The organism is Actinocorallia sp. B10E7 (assembly GCF_039871655.1).
Lineage (GTDB): Bacteria > Actinomycetota > Actinomycetes > Streptosporangiales > Streptosporangiaceae > Actinocorallia.
This window is the reverse complement of sequence record NZ_JBDPLZ010000007.1, coordinates 62,989-77,216: the sequence shown is the minus strand read 5'-3', so window position 1 is coordinate 77,216 and position 14,228 is coordinate 62,989. Positions and strand designations below refer to the sequence as shown.

Here is a 14,228-nt window from a genome sequence, read left to right as displayed (position 1 = left end):
ATGTTCCTCCTGGGTAATATGCGGCTCATGCTGACCATCACCCAGGAGATCGTCGACCAGATCACGGCGCACGCGCGCGCCGACCACCCCGACGAGGCCTGCGGCGTGGTGGCCGGGCCGATCGGCAGCGACCGGCCCGAGCGTTTCGTCTCCATGGAGAACGCCGAGCGTTCCCCGACCTTCTACCGCTTCGACTCGCTCGAGCAGCTCAAGGTCTGGCGGGAGATGGACGACCGGGACGAGGAGCCGGTGGTCATCTACCACTCGCACACCGCGACCGAGGCCTACCCCTCCCGGACCGACGTGTCCTACGCCGCGGAGCCGAACGCCCACTACGTCCTGGTCTCCACCCGGGAAGAGAATGAGACGGAATTTCGTTCGTACCGGATCGTGGACGGCGTCGTCACCGAGGAAGAGGTGAGGATCGTGGAGGCCTACGAATCCGCGTGACCCGGACCCGGGTAAACTCGGAGTCATGGTCCAGAGCTTCCTCTTCGCCCACTCGCGTGCCGAGGTCGTGTACGACTGTCGGTGACGCCCGTCCCCGAGCCGTAACGACTTTTTGAATGGAGATCACCGAGATGGCGATCGAGGTCCGGATCCCCACGATCCTGCGCAACCTCACCGACGGAGCCAAGGCCGTCGAAGGCAAGGGCGGAAGCCTGGACGAGCTGTTCAGCGACCTGGACGCCCGCCACCCCGGCCTGCGGGACCGGCTGGTCGACGAGAAGGGCCTGCGCCGTTTCGTCAACGTCTACCTGAACGACGAGGACGTGCGTTTCCTGGGGGGCCTGGACACCCAGGTCGCCGACGGCGACACCGTCACGGTCCTCCCGGCCGTCGCCGGCGGCTGAGCCGTGCGCTACGAATCCCTGCTGGACTCGGTGGGGCACACCCCGCTGGTGGGGCTGCCCCGCCTGTCCCCGTCCCCCGAGGTCCGGCTGTGGGCCAAGCTGGAGGACCGCAACCCGACCGGCTCGATCAAGGACCGGCCCGCGTTGTGGATGGTCCAGAAGGCCGAGAAGGACGGTCTGCTCACCCCCGGCTGCACCATCCTGGAGCCCACCTCGGGCAACACCGGGATCTCGCTGGCCATGGCGGCCAAGCTCAAGGGCTACCGCATCATCTGCGTGATGCCGGAGAACACCTCCGAGGAGCGCCGCCAGCTGCTGCGGATGTGGGGCGCGGAGATCATCTCCTCGCCCGCCGCGGGCGGCTCCAACGAGGCGGTCCGGGTGGCCAAGGGCCTGGCCGCCGAGCATCCCGACTGGGTCATGCTCTACCAGTACGGCAACGAGGCCAACGCGCTCGCCCATTATGAGTCGACCGGCCCCGAGCTGCTGGAGGACCTGCCGACGATCACGCACTTCGTGGCGGGCCTGGGCACCACCGGCACCCTGATGGGCACCGGGCGGTTCCTGCGCGAGCACGTCCCCGGCATCAAGATCGTCGCAGCCGAGCCCCGGTACGGCGACCTGGTCTACGGGCTGCGCAACATCGACGAGGGCTTCGTGCCGGAGCTGTACGACCCGAGCGTCCTGACCACCCGCTTCTCCGTCACCTCCGGCGACGCGCTGCGCCGCACCCGCCAGCTGCTGGAGGAGGAGGGCATCTTCGCCGGCATCTCCACCGGCGCGTCGCTGCACGCCGCCCTGGGCATGGCCGCCAAGGCGGTCAAGGCCGGGGAGCGCGCCGACATCGCCTTCCCGGTCGCGGACGGCGGCTGGAAGTACCTGTCCACGGGCGCCTACCACGGCACCCTGGACGAGGCAGAGGCCGCGCTCGAAGGCCAGCTCTGGGCCTGACGCCGCACGAGCCGGGGGCGGCCGCCGCCCCCGGCCTCCGGCGTCGGCGTCCCGGCGGGCGGAAGGGGCCGGGTTCAGCCGAGCACGCTGACGAACCGTTCGGCCTCGCTCCTGTCCATCCCGGTCTCCGCCTGGACCATCGCGACGGCCGAGGCGTGGTCCCCGGCGTCGCGCAGCGCCCGCACCCGCTCTGACAGCGGAGCCCGCGACCGCATGGGCGGCTCGTACCCGCGCTCGATCGCGTCCACCATGTCCTTGGCCTCTTTGAGGCCGAGCCCGGTGTGGTCGCGCAGCAGCTTGATCGCGTAGATCTTCTTCCTCTGACCGAGCAGGGCCCTGAGCTCCGAGAGCAGCTCCGGCGTCAGGAGGAGGGAGAAGGGGACGGGATCGGGGCGCTTCTTGAAGATCAATTCCTTGTCCGTTCCTCGGGCCGGGGGGCGAGCGGGAGGGCGTGTTCAGGCTAACCGATCTCCCCCTTCCGGGAAGGGGTCGGTAGGCTGGCCAGCCGAACGCAGTTCGGTCTGGATTCGGCGGGGTGTGGCATGACGATTTTCAGCGAGGGGACGGCGGTCTCCCCCCTGGGGGAGGGCCGTTACCGGGCCCGGCTGACCGAGGCCTTCGGCTTCGAGACGAAGCCGGGCGGACCCGTCGTGCTGAACGGCGGATACCTCATGGCCGTCCTGATGCGGGCCGCCGTCGCCGAGTCCGCGCACGCCCACCCGATCTCCACCGCGGTGAGCTTCCTGCGTCCGGGGCTGCCGGGCCCGGCCGAGGTCGTCGTCGAGTCGCGCAAGGAGGGCAGGACCGCCTCCATGGCCCGCGCCTCCCTCATGCAGAACGGCGAGGCGCTGCTGGACGCGCTGGTGACGACCGGCACGCTCGACCCCGACGCGAAGCCCGCCTACCTGGGCGAGCCCCCCGCGCCGATGCCCGCGCCCGAGGACTGCCCCCCGCGCGGGAGGGAGCGTGCGAAGAAGGGCTTCCCCGCCCACGTGGACATGCGGTTCGACCCGGCGGCGATGGGCTGGCTGGACGGAAGCCCGACGGGCCGGCCGGAGATGCGGGCCCACGTGCGACTGGAGGACGGGGACGAACCCGACCCCTACGTTCTGGCGCTGGCCATCGACGCGCTGATCCCCGTGGTGGCGAACGCCGGTTTCCCGGGCTGGTCGCCCACGGTCGAGCTGACCTGGCACCTGCGGGCGCTGCCCGCACCCGGCTGGCTCACCGTGCACGGGACGGGGCGCATGGTGAGCGAGGGGTGGTGTGACGAGGACGTGGAGGTCTGGGACGCCGCCGGAAATCTGGTCGCACAGAGCAGGCAGCTCGCACGCGCCGCACGTACTCGTGGGTAAGTGTCGATGTATCGAGCGTCACACAATGTGTGAGGACGTCTTCGCATAGCCTAGGGCGTCATGTCAGACGCGCCCATCGGTATCTTCGACAGCGGCTTCGGCGGACTCACGGTAGCCCGAGCCGTCCTGGACCAATTGCCCGGAGAGCCGATCCTCTATCTGGGCGACTCGGCGCGCCAGCCCTACGGGCCCCGGCCGATCGCCGAGGTCCGCGGATACGCCCTCGAGATGCTCGACCAGCTGGTCAAAGAGGGCGTGAAGATGCTCGTGATCGCCTGCAACAGCGCCAGCTCGGCGATGCTGCGCGACGCCAGGGAACGCTACGACGTCCCCGTCGTCGAGGTGATCTTCCCCGCCGCGCGGCGGGCCGTCTCCGCCACCCGCAACGGCAGGGTCGGGCTGATCGCGACCCGGGCCACGGTGACCAGCCGCGCCTACGACGACGCCTTCGCCATCGCCCCGCACATCGAGCTCACCAGCGCGGCCTGCCCGCGGTTCGTGGAGTTCGTGGAGAGCGGTGTCACGATGAGCGAGGAACTGCTCGACGTGGCGCGCGAGTACCTGAGGCCGATCATCGAAGCCGAATGCGACACGCTGATCCTCGGCTGCACGCACTATCCGCTGCTGACCGGGGTGATCTCCTATGTCGTCGGCGACGGCGTGACCCTCGTCTCCAGCGCGGACGAGACCGCCAAGGACGTCTACCGACTGCTGCACGACAGGGGGCTGGCCCGCGCGGAGGCCGCCGCCCCACCCGTCCACCGGTTCCGCGCGACCGGTGATCCCGAGGTGTTCCGCACGATCGGGCGCCGTTTCCTGGGGCCGGTACTCGGCTACGTCGAGTCCCCCTCGGACACGAGCGTGTTCCGTCTCACCCCATGAACCACAGTAAGTAGAGGAGCTCCCCGTGCGGGTGACTGTGATCGGCTGCTCCGGCAGCTTCCCGGGGCCTGACAGCCCCGCCTCCTGCTATCTGCTCGAGGAGGACGGCTACTCCCTCCTCCTCGACTTCGGCAACGGCGCGCTGGGAGCCCTCCAGCGCCATCACGACCTGTACGACATCGACGCGATCGCGATCTCCCATCTGCACGCCGACCACTGCATGGACCTGTGCGGCTACTACGTGGCGCGCAAGTACTGCCCGCACGGTGAGAAGCCGAAGATCCCGGTCTTCGGGCCGGAGCACTCGGCGAGGCGGATGGCCGAGGCCTACGACCTCGCCCCCGATCCCGGCATGACGGACACATTCGATTTCACCGCGCTGACCCGCAAGTTCGAGGCCGGCCCGTTCGAGATCGTCTGCGAGCCCGTCAACCACGTCATCGAGTCGTACGGGTTCCGGATCACCTCGGCGCAGGGAGGCTCGCTCGCCTACTCCGGCGACACGGGGCCGACCGACACCCTGGTGGACCTGGCCGAAGGCGTCGACCTGTTCCTGTGCGAGGCCTCCTTCCTGGAGGGGGACAACCCGCCCAACCTCCACCTGACCGCGAAGGAGGCGGCCGAGTACGCCGAACGCGCGCAGGTGGGGCGGCTGGTGCTGACCCACCTCGTCCCGTGGAACGACGAGGAGAAATCGCTCGTGGAGGCGAAGACCGCCGCCTACGGAGGGCCGATCGACCTGGCCCGAAGCGGGACCGTCTATCGGCTTTAGCGGCACCGGTAGGCTGGCCCCATGGCTCGCCCCGACGGTCGCGTGAACGACCAGCTCCGACATGTCCGTATCCAGCGCGGCTGGCTCGACCACGCGGAGGGCTCCGTGCTGGTCGAGTTCGGCGGAACCCGGGTCCTGTGCGCGGCCTCGGTGCAGGACACGGTTCCGCGCTGGCGGCGCGACAGCGGACTGGGCTGGCTGACCGCCGAGTACGCGATGCTGCCGCGCGCCACCAACACCCGCAACGACCGGGAGTCGGTGCGCGGCAAGCTCGGCGGCCGCACCCAGGAGATCTCCCGCCTGATCGGCCGCTCCCTGCGGGCCTGCGTGGACTTCAAGGCCTTCGCGGGCAGCACCGTCACCATCGACTGCGACGTCCTGCAGGCCGACGGCGGCACCCGCACCGCCGCCATCACGGGCGCCTACGTGGCGCTCGCGGACGCCGTCACCTGGATGCGCGACCGGAGGCTGACCAAGGGCGACCCGCTCATCGGCTCGGTGTGCGCGGTCAGCGTCGGCGTCGTGGCGGGCGAGCCCCGGCTCGACCTGTGCTACGAGGAGGACGTCGTCGCCGACACCGACATGAACGTCGTGTGCACCGGGGACGGCAGGCTCATCGAGGTGCAGGGCACCGCCGAGGGCGCCCCGTTCTCCCGCGAGCAGCTGAACGAGCTGCTCGACCTGGCCCAGCTCGGCTGCACCGACCTGACCATGATGCAGAAGGAGGCGCTGGCCCGATGAGCGACGGCCTGGTCCTGGCCACCCGCAACCCCGGAAAGATCATCGAGCTGCGGGACCTGCTCACCTCCTACACCGTGGTGGGCCTGGAGTCCTATCCCGACGCCCCCGACGTGCCGGAGACCGAGCTCACCTTCGCGGGCAACGCGCTGCTCAAGGCCAGGGCCATCGCCGAGCACACCGGGCTGCCTGCGGTCTCCGACGACTCGGGGCTGTGCGTGGACGCGCTGAACGGCATGCCGGGGGTGCTGTCGGCCCGCTGGTCGGGCCGGTTCGGCGGGGAGCACCCGGGGGGCCGCGACAGGGCCAACCTCGAACTCGTCCTCGACCAGCTGTCCGACGTCCCCGACGCCGAGCGCGGCGCGCACTTCGTCTGCGCGGCGGCGGTCGTGCACCCGGACGGGCGCGAGCACGTGGTGGAGGGCCGCATGGACGGCCGGATCATCCGGGAGCCGCGCGGCACCGGCGGTTTCGGCTACGACCCCATCTTCGAGCTCGCCGAACTGGGCAGGACCACGGCGGAGCTGACCGCGGAGGAGAAGACGCGGGTCAGCCACCGCGGCCGCGCCTTCCGCGCCCTGGCCGCCTACCTGGACGGGCTCGGCGGTTAGGCGGAGGCCGGGCAGTCCATCCGCAGCCGCACCCGGGTGCCGTGGTGGCCGGCCCGGATCTCCAGCAGGTCGACCAGCAGCCGGGCGCTCCACAGCCCGAACCCGCTCTCGACGGCGGACTCCGGAGGCAGGAATCCCGCCAGCGGATCGGGGTGCCACAGGCCGATGTCGGCGACCTCGCAGTACAGGGCCTCGTCCTGGCGCCAGATCCGGAACTCGATCGGCGGGGTGCCGTGCGCCACCGCGTTGGTGGCGATCTCGTTGACCGCCATGCAGAGCGGCCCGAGCCTGTCCTCCGGCAGGCCCATCCGCAGCGCCCGTTCGGTGAGAAAGGAACGCATCGGGGCGAGGTCCAGCGAGGTGAGGGGCAGCCGGTCGGCGTCGGCGGGCATCTCGGGCAGGGGGAGGCGGTCGCGGCCGGCGTCGTAGCGCTCGGGCCGGGTGTACCTGTCGTTGTAGGCCGGGTGGAACCCGCCCTCGAAGAGCTCCGGATGGGTGCGCCGGGCCTGCTCGACGACCGGGGGAGGCACCAGGGAGCGGTCATAGGAGCAGATGACCTGCGCGTTGGAGCCGTTGAAGACCGCGTTCACCAGCGCCTCGTAGCGGTACCACTCGCGCCGCTCCCACTCCTGGAGCCGGCCGCTCCAGTTCAGTTCGGCCAGCGCGCGCAGCCTGCGGGGCGCGGTCTGGCGCAGCACGTCGTGGTAGGCGGCGATGGTGCGGACCGGGTGCCGGTAGAACTCGCTCGAGTCGAGGAACCCGATCCCGGAACCGTCCTTGCCGAGGACGTCCCGCAGCGCCTCCCCGCGGGTGCGCGGGAGCACGGCGAGGATGTGGTCGCCGGCGGCGAAGCCCTCGCGCAGGAAGGGCACGGCGGCGTCGAGGAATTCCTCCGTGCCGCCGTGCAGGAGGGCCTGGTGCAGGAGTGAGGGCGCGGCCGTGCTCATGAGGCCGACCTCCAGCCCCGTCCCTTGACGATGCCGGGCAGCCGGTGGAAACCCACCATCTCGATCACGGTCTCCAGTTCCGGTGAGGGGTTGTCCAGGACGAGCCGGCCGCCCCGGGTGAGGTGCCGAGCGTGGGTGCCCAGGAGGTTGAGGGCGGCCAGGTCGATGAATCTCAGGTTCGCCAGTTCGAGGTGGATCTCGTTGCGGGGATCGCTCACCGCGGTGAGGGTCCGGGTGAAGGCGTGGTGCCGCGCCCCGTCGATCTCCCCCTCCAGACGCAGGCCGTAGGGGGCGTACGTCCGGGTCATGCGGAGTACGCCGTCGTCGTATTCGGGATTCACTTCGACGAATACCTCGTGGTGGTTCTGAAGTGTGAAGAGCGCCTCGGGGGTGCAGCGGTCGCGGTCCACCTGGCAGATCGCGGTGGTCAGCGTGCTGGGTCCGACCAGGGCCTCGACCGCGCGGTCGCAGTCGAACATGAACCGGTCCCCTCCGGGGACGCCCACCGCCCAGGTCATGTCCGCGGTGATGCGGACGCGGCGGAACCGCTGGTCCAGAGCGCGTGAGATCTCCTGTTCCAGGGTCCGGGACAGGGCCGAGGGGCGGCCGTGCCCGTTGTGGACGCAGGCCAGCTCCCAGGGGATCACCGACAGGTGTCCGGCCTCGGCGAAGGGCGTGGCGTCGATGCGGTGCAGGGACAACAGCCCGGGCAGGTCGCGCGGGGTGGTGTCGGCCACACAGATGACCTTCTCGCCCGCGGCGAGGCCCTCGTAGACGAAGTCGCCCAGCACGCGTCGCTGTTCGTCGGGGTGGGAGTACGCCAGCCACGCGTGGTCGCCCGGCCGCAGTTCGCCGACCGATCGTTGCGTGAACCAGGTGACCATGCTCCATCCTGAGTGATTTGCACGGAAAAGCGTTTCTTGCGGGTGGCATCAAGCGTACGCCGGGCCGGGGCGATTGGCTGAGACTCTCCTCAGGTAGTAGGGAAATGTCATGGCCACTGCATCTGCACGTGAATTCATCCGTTCAGGGGAGTGCGAATACGGACCCGTGTCCCTTCTCGTCCGGTTCTTACCTGGACCAGGCCGCACAACATCCGCACCGCCCACAACCCCAGCCGCGGGGAGTCGGAGGTCCGCGGCGGCAGCCAGCCGGGTCCCGGCCGTTCCGACGGACGCCAGTGCCCCCGGTCGTCCACCTCGCACAGCAGCGCGTCCTCCTCCTGCCACACCCGCAACAGGACGGGCGGAGCCCCGTGGTCGAGCGCGTTGGTCGCCACCTCGGTGACCGCGACCAGCAGTTGGTGCAGCGAAGGCCCGGTCAGCCCGAGCCGACGCGCGTGCGCCGTGACCAGGGCGCGCAGGTCCCGCAGATCACGGGAGCGGACGGGCAGTTCGGCCGCGTGCGAGGGCGAGGGCGTCAGCGGAAGGTCGCACATCGCGCTGAAGGCCGCGGGGTCCAGGTAGGACGGGTTGTCCCGGGAGTGCCCGCCCTGCGCCAGCTGCGGATGGGTGCGCCGCGCGCCGTCCAGGACCGGCTCGGGCAGGCCCCGGTGGTAGGGGCACATGACGGAGCCGGCCGTGCGGGCCAGCGCCACGTTGACCAGGGCCTCCAGCCGCAGCCACTCCATCGTCTCCCACGCCGTGCGGCCCGACCACTCGGGCTCGCACAGCAGCCGCACCCGCCGCCCGTGCTCGGCAGCCGTCTCCATCTGGTGCAGGACCCGGGAGACGACCCGTGCCGGATGCTCGTAGAAGGAGGCCCTGTCCACATAGCGCACTTGCGCGCCGAACCTCTCGCGCAGCAGCGACGTCTTGTGCTCGCAGGTGACGGCCAGGACCGTGTCGTCCGCCTCCAGCCCGTCGTTCAGGAAGGGGAACGCGGACTCCAGGAACTCCTCGTCGTCCTCGTAGGCAAGCGCCACATGGGTCAGTGCCATCAGTCCTCGTCCAGTCGGATGCCCGGCAGCCGGCGCATCCCGACCACCTCCAGCGTGGAGCGCACCTCGGGCGGAACCCGGTGCAGCACCACGGCACTGCGCGACCCGCGTCTCCGCGTGTACTCGACCATTGTCCTCAACGCGCCGAGACTGAGAAAGTCCAATTCGGAGAGATCGAGGTGAACTTCCTCCTCGCGGGGGGAGATCGAGTTCAGCGCCTCGACGAAGTGCGTGTGCCGGGCGGTGTCGAGCTCCCCGCGCAGCCGCAGGCCGGGCGGCGAGTAGGTGCGGGTGATGCTGAGCACCGGGTCGTCGAAGTCGGGGTCGGGCACCACCCGCACCTCGTGGCGCCCCGCCAGCAGGTCGAACTGGGCGGGCGAGCAGCGGCGCAGATCCGTCTGGCAGATCGCGGTGACGGTCACGCTCGGCGCGACGCGGTCGTCGATCTCCCGCTCGCACAGGTCGACGCGGGCGTCGCCGAACGGCTGGGCCAGCGCCCACGACATCTCGGCGGTGAACCGGACGCCGCGGACCTCCTGCTCCTGGGCCTTGGCGAGTTCGTCGGAGAGGGTCTGGAGCATCTTCTCCGGGTCGAACATCCCGCCGGTGAGGCAGGCCTCGCCCACCGGGATCAGGGTCAGCAGCCCCACCCGGATCGCGGGCCGCAGGTCGTGCCCGTACAGGCCGGGCAGCTCCCAGTGCTCGGCGTCGGTCAGGTAGATGACCCTCTCGCGGGCGCGCAGGCCCTGCTCGATCCATGCCCCGACGATGTGGGCCTGCTCGTCGGGGCTGCCGAACGGGAGCCAGGCATGGTCGCCCGGAAGAAGGTCCCTGACCGATCTCCGGACGAACATGACGCCTCAGACCCCTCCCGGCTGCCGCGGATCCGTCCAATGTACGTCGGCGGCACCTGGCCGGAAGGGCATTTTTTTCATATATCGTCTCCGGCGGCTCTCAGGGCCGGCGACGGAGACGGAAAAGGGACAGCCGGGCGGCTGTCCCTTTCCTCAGGTAGGGCCGGTGGGACTCGAACCCACAACACGACGGACCTAAACCGCCGGCCTCTGCCGAATTGGGCTACGGCCCCGCGCGGTACGACCTTACCAGCGCGCCTACGACCCCAGTTCCCTGCGAAGACGGGCCACGTGCCCGGTGGCCTTCACGTTGTAGTAGGCCTTCTCGATCTTCCCCTCCTCGTCGATGAGGAAGGTGGAGCGGATGACGCCCACCGTGATCTTGCCGTAGAGCTTCTTCTCCCCGTGGGCGCCGTAGGCCTTCAGTACCGTCTTGTCCTGGTCCGACAGCAGCGGGAACGTCAGGCCGTCGCGTTCACGGAACCTGGTGAGCTTGGCGGGGGCGTCGGGGGAGACCCCGACCACCTCGATCCCGGCCTCGGCCAGGGCGGGCAGGGACTCCTCGAAGTCCACGGACTCCTTCGTGCACCCGGGGGTCATGGCCGCGGGGTAGAAGTAGAGGAACACCTTCCGCCCGCGCAGCGAGGACAGGGAGAAGGGCTCGCCGTCGGCGTCGGGGAGCGTGAAGTCGGGAGCCTCGTCGCCTGGCTCGAGACGATCTGTCACTGGCATCCTTTCGCGGAGGGTGGTGAGAGGGACAAACTTACCCGCAGCCGGGTCGGAGACGACGGGTTCGACCTGCAAGACTGATCACCCACCGGAACGAGACGAAGGACGCGGGATGGCCGACAGAGATCCGGACCGGATCGAGCAGGAGATCGAGGGCGAACTCGAGGCCCTCGCCCGGAACATCGACGCGATCGCGGACCGGGTCAGTCCGGGCAATGTCGTACAACGGACCGGGGACCGGGTCCGCGAGGAGCTGCATCAGGTGGCGGCGACGGTCGGCTCGATCGTGACGCCGGGTGACCGGGAGGGCGCTCCGCTGACCGACGAGCAGCGCAAGCGCGCGCTCATCATCGGCGGCGCGGTCCTGGTGGGGGTCACCCTCCTGGTGCTGCGCGCGCGGCGGAGCGGGAAGAGGAAGTAGAAGCGGAAGACGGCGCGGCCCGCCTCCTTCGAAGGAGCCGGGCCGCGCCGTCGTATCCGCTATAGGAAGGTCTGTCCTTCGCCCCGGTAGGTGGGGACGGTGCGGACGAGGCGTTCGCCGCGCACCAGGTGCACCGCGTCGAACCGTTCGCACAGCTCGCCGGCCTTGGTGTGCCGGAACCAGACCCGGTCGCCGACCTCCAGCCCGGCGGTGCCCGGCCCGACGAGCGGGGTCTGCACCTCGCCGGCGCCCTCGGTGTCGGTGTACTTCAGTCCGGACGGCAGGTAGGGCTGGGGCAGCCGCAGCGCGTCGGCGGGTCCGGAGGCGAGGTATCCGCCGCCCAGGCAGGTGACGGTGCCGGGCGCCGGCCGCCGGACGACGGGCAGCGCGAACAGGGCGGCGGGGGTGGCCTTGAACATGCTGTAGTGGTCGAACAGGTGCGGCTGGAACAGGCCGGACCCGGCGGCGACCTCGGTGACCGCCTTCTCCGCCGCGGTCCACTCCAGGCTGCCGGTGCCGCCGCCGTTGACGAACTCCAGGTCGGCGACCTCGCGGACCGCCCGTACGATCTCGCCGCGCCGCCGGGCGAGCTCCACCCGGGAACGGGACCGCATCGCCCTGACGGCCAGGCCGTAGACGGGCCGTCCGGCGGGCGCGTCGCCGACCCCGGCGATCTGGGACTCGTACCCCATCAGGCCGACCAGCCGCAGGTGCGGCCGTTTGACGACCTCCTCGGCGAAGGCGGCGGCCTGCTCGGCGGTGGACAGGGGGGAGCGGCGCGCGCCGATCCTGACCCGTCCGCCCAGGACCGGGTAGGCGGCGTCCATGTCGAGGCACACCCGGACGGGGTGGCCGTCGGACGGGATGAGGTCGAGGTGCTCGGTGCAGTCGACCATGAGCGTGGTGACCCGGGCGGCGTGCTCGTCCTCGGTGAGGCGCCGGAGCGCCGCCCGGTCGGTCGTGGGGTAGGCGACGAGGATGTCGTCGCTGGTGCGGTGCCCGGCCAGCCAGAGCGCCTCGGGCAGGGTGAAGGCCATGACGCCCGTGAAGCCGTCCATGGCCAGGACCTCTTCGAGCAGTGCGCGGACCCGCACGGACTTGCTGGCGACCCGGATGGGCTTGCCCTGCGCCCGGCGCGCCAGCGCCTCGGCGTTGGCCTGGAAGGCGGCGAGGTCGACGATCGCGAACGGGGGGTCGAGCTCCGCGGTCGCGAAGTCGTAGCGCGCCTTGAGATCCATGTCTTCACTTTCCCATAAAAAGTGAAACATGAAAAGTATTCGCGTCTGATGGATCGTCAGACCGAGGAGAAGAACGCCCAGAGCCGGGCGGCGGTTCCCCCGGGCCAGACATGGCCGCCCGGGTGCGGGCAGAACCGCACCACGGCCTCGCCCCGGCCGGTACGGCAGGATCCGTCCCCGCGCAGGGAGCCCGCGCCGGCGGCCTTCCGCCAGAAGCCCACCGCGTGGGAGACCGGGGTGAAGGGGCGCTTGTCGTTGAAGTCCCGCTGCCCGCCTCCCCGGTACGGGACGGATCTGTCGGCCTTCCCATGGACGATCATCACGGACACGGGCCGGTCGGGATCGCAGCCGATGACCAGCGCGGCCGAGACGACCCCGATGGCCCTGACCCGCCCCGGGCCCTCGCAGGCCATCCGGTAGGCCATGCCGCCGCCGTTGGAGAAACCCGAGACGTAGACCCGCTCCGGATCGGCGACCCCGGCCTGGACCAGCCGGTCGATCAGCTTCTCCAGGAACCCGACGTCGTCGACGCGGGCCAGCTTGGCCGGGCCGCAGCACGGGCCGGCGTTCCAGCTGAAGGCGAAGCCCTCGGGGTAGGCGACGAGGAATCCCTTCTCGTCGGCGACCTCGTCGAAGCCGCTGAGCGCCTCGAACTTCTCGGCGTTGGAGGCCCCGCCGTGCACGGCCAGCACCAGCGGCAGAGGACGGGGGGACTCGCGCAGCCGCGGCGGGACGCGCAGCCGGTACTCGCGGTGCCCGGGCGTCCCGACCTCGAGTTCGAGCCTGTGGGTGCCCGCCGCGGTGGGGATGCCGTCCTGCTCGGCGGGGCGCTGGGGCCCGTTCGGCGCCTTCTCCCCGGATCGAGACGGGCCGGGCCTCCCGCCCTCCTCGGACCCGGTGCTGCTACACGCGCAGAGAACTACGAAGGTAAGCAGAATAGCCAGAAGCCGACGCATGCCCTTGACTGTAGGCGCGTGCTCCGCCGCCCCAGCGCGGCGCCTCCGCGCAGCGCATAAAATTCAGATCTCCGCGCCCCGGACGTCCTGCTCAGAGGCGGTGGCGTATCCGTCCAGGCCCACCCCGAAGGTGAAGAGTTGAGTTACATCCTCACACTGTCCTGTCCCGACCGTCCGGGCATCGTCGCGGCGGTCTCCGGCCTTCTGGCCTCCCGGCAGTGCAACATCCTGGAGAGCCAGCAGTACGGCGACCAGGACGCCGGGCGGTTCTTCCTGCGCGTGCAGTTCACCGCGCAGGAGAGCCTGGAGGAGCTCCAGGGCCTGTTCGCGCCGATGGCGCGGGAGTTCGCCTTCGACTGGCACCTGAGCGACGCCGCCACCCGCATGAAGGTGCTGATCATGGTGTCCAAGGAGGGGCACTGCCTGAACGACCTGCTCTTCCGGGTGCGTTCGGGTCTGCTGGACATCGACGTGGTCGCGGTCGTCTCCAACCACCCCGACCTGCGCCCGCTCACCCAGTCGTTCGGGATCGACTACCACCACCTGCCGATGTCGATGGGCAAGCCCGCGCAGGAGGCCGAGATCCTCACCCTGGTCCAGCACTACGACGCCGACCTGGTGGTGCTCGCCCGGTACATGCAGATCCTCACCGACGACCTGTGCGCCAAGCTGCAGGGCAAGGTGATCAACATCCACCACTCGTTCCTGCCGTCCTTCAAGGGCGCCAAGCCCTACCACCAGGCCTACAAGCGCGGGGTGAAGCTGATCGGCGCGACCGCCCACTACGTGACGCCCGACCTGGACGAGGGGCCGATCATCGAGCAGGAGGTCTCGCGCGTCGACCACACCCACACCCCCGAGGACCTGCGCCGGGTCGGCCGCGACATGGAGTGCCTGGCCCTGGCCCGGGCCGTGCGCTGGCACGCCGAGCACCGGATCCTGCTGAACGGCGAGAAGACGATCGTCTTCCGTTGATCCCGG

The 14,228-nt window shown here is 70.4% G+C and carries 18 protein-coding genes and 1 tRNA gene; 10 read left to right on the top strand and 9 right to left on the bottom strand.

Going from position 1 to position 14,228, the window contains the following annotated elements:
• Positions 1-27: 27 nt before the first annotated feature.
• The 3 genes from ABGB12_RS24155 to ABGB12_RS24145 all read left to right on the top strand — a co-directional run bounded on the left by ABGB12_RS24155 (position 28) and on the right by ABGB12_RS24145 (position 1,805).
• Positions 28-450, top strand: coding sequence for a M67 family metallopeptidase (locus ABGB12_RS24155; protein WP_347681657.1), 423 nt, complete (start codon positions 28-30; stop codon positions 448-450).
• Between the two features lie 131 nt (positions 451-581).
• Positions 582-854 carry a MoaD/ThiS family protein gene (locus ABGB12_RS24150; protein WP_347681958.1) on the top strand — a complete coding sequence of 91 codons (273 nt, stop codon included), beginning with the start codon at positions 582-584 and terminating at the stop codon, positions 852-854.
• A 3-nt stretch (positions 855-857) separates the two neighbouring features.
• Entirely contained in the window at positions 858-1,805 is a 948-nt protein-coding gene (locus ABGB12_RS24145) for a cysteine synthase (RefSeq protein WP_347681655.1), read from the top strand.
• A 74-nt stretch (positions 1,806-1,879) separates the two neighbouring features.
• Here ABGB12_RS24145 and ABGB12_RS24140 read toward each other — a convergent pair whose 3' ends face one another.
• Entirely contained in the window at positions 1,880-2,215 is a 336-nt protein-coding gene (locus ABGB12_RS24140; protein ID WP_347681653.1) for a ribosomal protein L7/L12, read from the bottom strand.
• Between the two features lie 132 nt (positions 2,216-2,347).
• Here ABGB12_RS24140 and ABGB12_RS24135 point away from each other — a divergent pair, with 132 nt between their 5' ends.
• Genes ABGB12_RS24135 through rdgB form a run of 5 tightly spaced genes read left to right on the top strand, consistent with a single transcriptional unit; the run spans position 2,348 to position 6,163 of the window.
• Positions 2,348-3,160 (top strand): thioesterase family protein, encoded by an 813-nt coding sequence (locus ABGB12_RS24135; RefSeq protein WP_347681651.1) that lies wholly within the window; start codon positions 2,348-2,350, stop codon positions 3,158-3,160.
• A 60-nt stretch (positions 3,161-3,220) separates the two neighbouring features.
• Positions 3,221-4,042, top strand: a complete 822-nt coding sequence (gene murI, locus ABGB12_RS24130) for a glutamate racemase (RefSeq protein WP_347681649.1) — start codon at positions 3,221-3,223, stop codon at positions 4,040-4,042.
• Positions 4,043-4,067: 25 nt separating this feature from the next.
• Entirely contained in the window at positions 4,068-4,814 is a 747-nt protein-coding gene (locus ABGB12_RS24125) for an MBL fold metallo-hydrolase (protein ID WP_347681647.1), read from the top strand.
• A gap of 21 nt (positions 4,815-4,835) precedes the next feature.
• Positions 4,836-5,555 carry a ribonuclease PH gene (rph, locus tag ABGB12_RS24120; RefSeq protein ID WP_347681645.1) on the top strand — a complete coding sequence of 240 codons (720 nt, stop codon included), beginning with the start codon at positions 4,836-4,838 and terminating at the stop codon, positions 5,553-5,555.
• A complete protein-coding gene (gene rdgB, locus ABGB12_RS24115) occupies positions 5,552-6,163 on the top strand; it encodes an RdgB/HAM1 family non-canonical purine NTP pyrophosphatase (RefSeq protein ID WP_347681643.1) in 612 nt (203 codons plus the stop codon). Before rph ends, rdgB begins: the two co-directional genes overlap by 4 nt.
• Here the strand turns inward: rdgB and ABGB12_RS24110 are convergent.
• The 6 genes from ABGB12_RS24110 to bcp form a co-directional block, all read right to left on the bottom strand.
• Positions 6,160-7,110, bottom strand: a complete 951-nt coding sequence (locus ABGB12_RS24110) for a sensor histidine kinase (protein WP_347681642.1) — start codon at positions 7,108-7,110, stop codon at positions 6,160-6,162. The genes rdgB and ABGB12_RS24110 overlap by 4 nt on opposite strands.
• Positions 7,107-7,994 carry an MEDS domain-containing protein gene (locus tag ABGB12_RS24105; protein WP_347681641.1) on the bottom strand — a complete coding sequence of 296 codons (888 nt, stop codon included), beginning with the start codon at positions 7,992-7,994 and terminating at the stop codon, positions 7,107-7,109. Before ABGB12_RS24105 ends, ABGB12_RS24110 begins: the two co-directional genes overlap by 4 nt.
• 134 nt (positions 7,995-8,128) lie before the next feature.
• Positions 8,129-9,049 (bottom strand): sensor histidine kinase, encoded by a 921-nt coding sequence (locus ABGB12_RS24100; RefSeq protein WP_347681639.1) that lies wholly within the window; start codon positions 9,047-9,049, stop codon positions 8,129-8,131.
• Positions 9,049-9,903, bottom strand: coding sequence for an MEDS domain-containing protein (locus ABGB12_RS24095; protein ID WP_347681637.1), 855 nt, complete (start codon positions 9,901-9,903; stop codon positions 9,049-9,051). Before ABGB12_RS24095 ends, ABGB12_RS24100 begins: the two co-directional genes overlap by 1 nt.
• A gap of 158 nt (positions 9,904-10,061) precedes the next feature.
• A tRNA-Leu gene (locus tag ABGB12_RS24090) sits at positions 10,062-10,136 on the bottom strand.
• Positions 10,137-10,161: 25 nt separating this feature from the next.
• The gene (gene bcp / locus ABGB12_RS24085; RefSeq protein WP_347681635.1) at positions 10,162-10,629 is read right to left on the bottom strand and encodes a thioredoxin-dependent thiol peroxidase; all 468 of its coding nucleotides are present in this window, start codon (positions 10,627-10,629) and stop codon (positions 10,162-10,164) included.
• Between the two features lie 115 nt (positions 10,630-10,744).
• On the opposite strand from bcp, the gene ABGB12_RS24080 reads away from it, so the two are divergent.
• Entirely contained in the window at positions 10,745-11,053 is a 309-nt protein-coding gene (locus tag ABGB12_RS24080; RefSeq protein ID WP_347681633.1) for a DUF3618 domain-containing protein, read from the top strand.
• A 59-nt stretch (positions 11,054-11,112) separates the two neighbouring features.
• Here ABGB12_RS24080 and ABGB12_RS24075 read toward each other — a convergent pair whose 3' ends face one another.
• Both ABGB12_RS24075 and ABGB12_RS24070 read right to left on the bottom strand, forming a co-directional pair.
• Positions 11,113-12,291, bottom strand: a complete 1,179-nt coding sequence (locus tag ABGB12_RS24075) for an amino acid deaminase/aldolase (protein WP_347681632.1) — start codon at positions 12,289-12,291, stop codon at positions 11,113-11,115.
• A gap of 56 nt (positions 12,292-12,347) precedes the next feature.
• Positions 12,348-13,247 (bottom strand): PHB depolymerase family esterase, encoded by a 900-nt coding sequence (locus tag ABGB12_RS24070; RefSeq protein ID WP_347681630.1) that lies wholly within the window; start codon positions 13,245-13,247, stop codon positions 12,348-12,350.
• Between the two features lie 138 nt (positions 13,248-13,385).
• Between ABGB12_RS24070 and purU the strand changes: the two genes are divergently transcribed.
• Positions 13,386-14,222, top strand: coding sequence for a formyltetrahydrofolate deformylase (purU, locus tag ABGB12_RS24065; RefSeq protein ID WP_347681628.1), 837 nt, complete (start codon positions 13,386-13,388; stop codon positions 14,220-14,222).
• Positions 14,223-14,228: the final 6 nt, after the last annotated feature.

Excerpts from the sequence above, each read along its gene's own strand:
- ABGB12_RS24135 (WP_347681651.1), top strand. The coding sequence starts at position 2,348 with ATGACGATTTTCAGCGAGGGGACGGCGGTCTCCCCCCTGGGGGAGGGC.
- ABGB12_RS24095 (WP_347681637.1), bottom strand. The coding sequence starts at position 9,903 with ATGTTCGTCCGGAGATCGGTCAGGGACCTTCTTCCGGGCGACCATGCC.
- murI (WP_347681649.1), top strand. The coding sequence starts at position 3,221 with ATGTCAGACGCGCCCATCGGTATCTTCGACAGCGGCTTCGGCGGACTC.
- ABGB12_RS24070 (WP_347681630.1), bottom strand. The coding sequence starts at position 13,247 with ATGCGTCGGCTTCTGGCTATTCTGCTTACCTTCGTAGTTCTCTGCGCG.
- ABGB12_RS24080 (WP_347681633.1), top strand. The coding sequence starts at position 10,745 with ATGGCCGACAGAGATCCGGACCGGATCGAGCAGGAGATCGAGGGCGAA.
- ABGB12_RS24150 (WP_347681958.1), top strand. The coding sequence starts at position 582 with ATGGCGATCGAGGTCCGGATCCCCACGATCCTGCGCAACCTCACCGAC.
- ABGB12_RS24105 (WP_347681641.1), bottom strand. The coding sequence starts at position 7,994 with ATGGTCACCTGGTTCACGCAACGATCGGTCGGCGAACTGCGGCCGGGC.
- ABGB12_RS24100 (WP_347681639.1), bottom strand. The coding sequence starts at position 9,049 with ATGGCACTGACCCATGTGGCGCTTGCCTACGAGGACGACGAGGAGTTC.
- ABGB12_RS24155 (WP_347681657.1), top strand. The coding sequence starts at position 28 with ATGCTGACCATCACCCAGGAGATCGTCGACCAGATCACGGCGCACGCG.
- ABGB12_RS24110 (WP_347681642.1), bottom strand. The coding sequence starts at position 7,110 with ATGAGCACGGCCGCGCCCTCACTCCTGCACCAGGCCCTCCTGCACGGC.
- ABGB12_RS24075 (WP_347681632.1), bottom strand. The coding sequence starts at position 12,291 with ATGGATCTCAAGGCGCGCTACGACTTCGCGACCGCGGAGCTCGACCCC.
- rdgB (WP_347681643.1), top strand. The coding sequence starts at position 5,552 with ATGAGCGACGGCCTGGTCCTGGCCACCCGCAACCCCGGAAAGATCATC.
- rph (WP_347681645.1), top strand. The coding sequence starts at position 4,836 with ATGGCTCGCCCCGACGGTCGCGTGAACGACCAGCTCCGACATGTCCGT.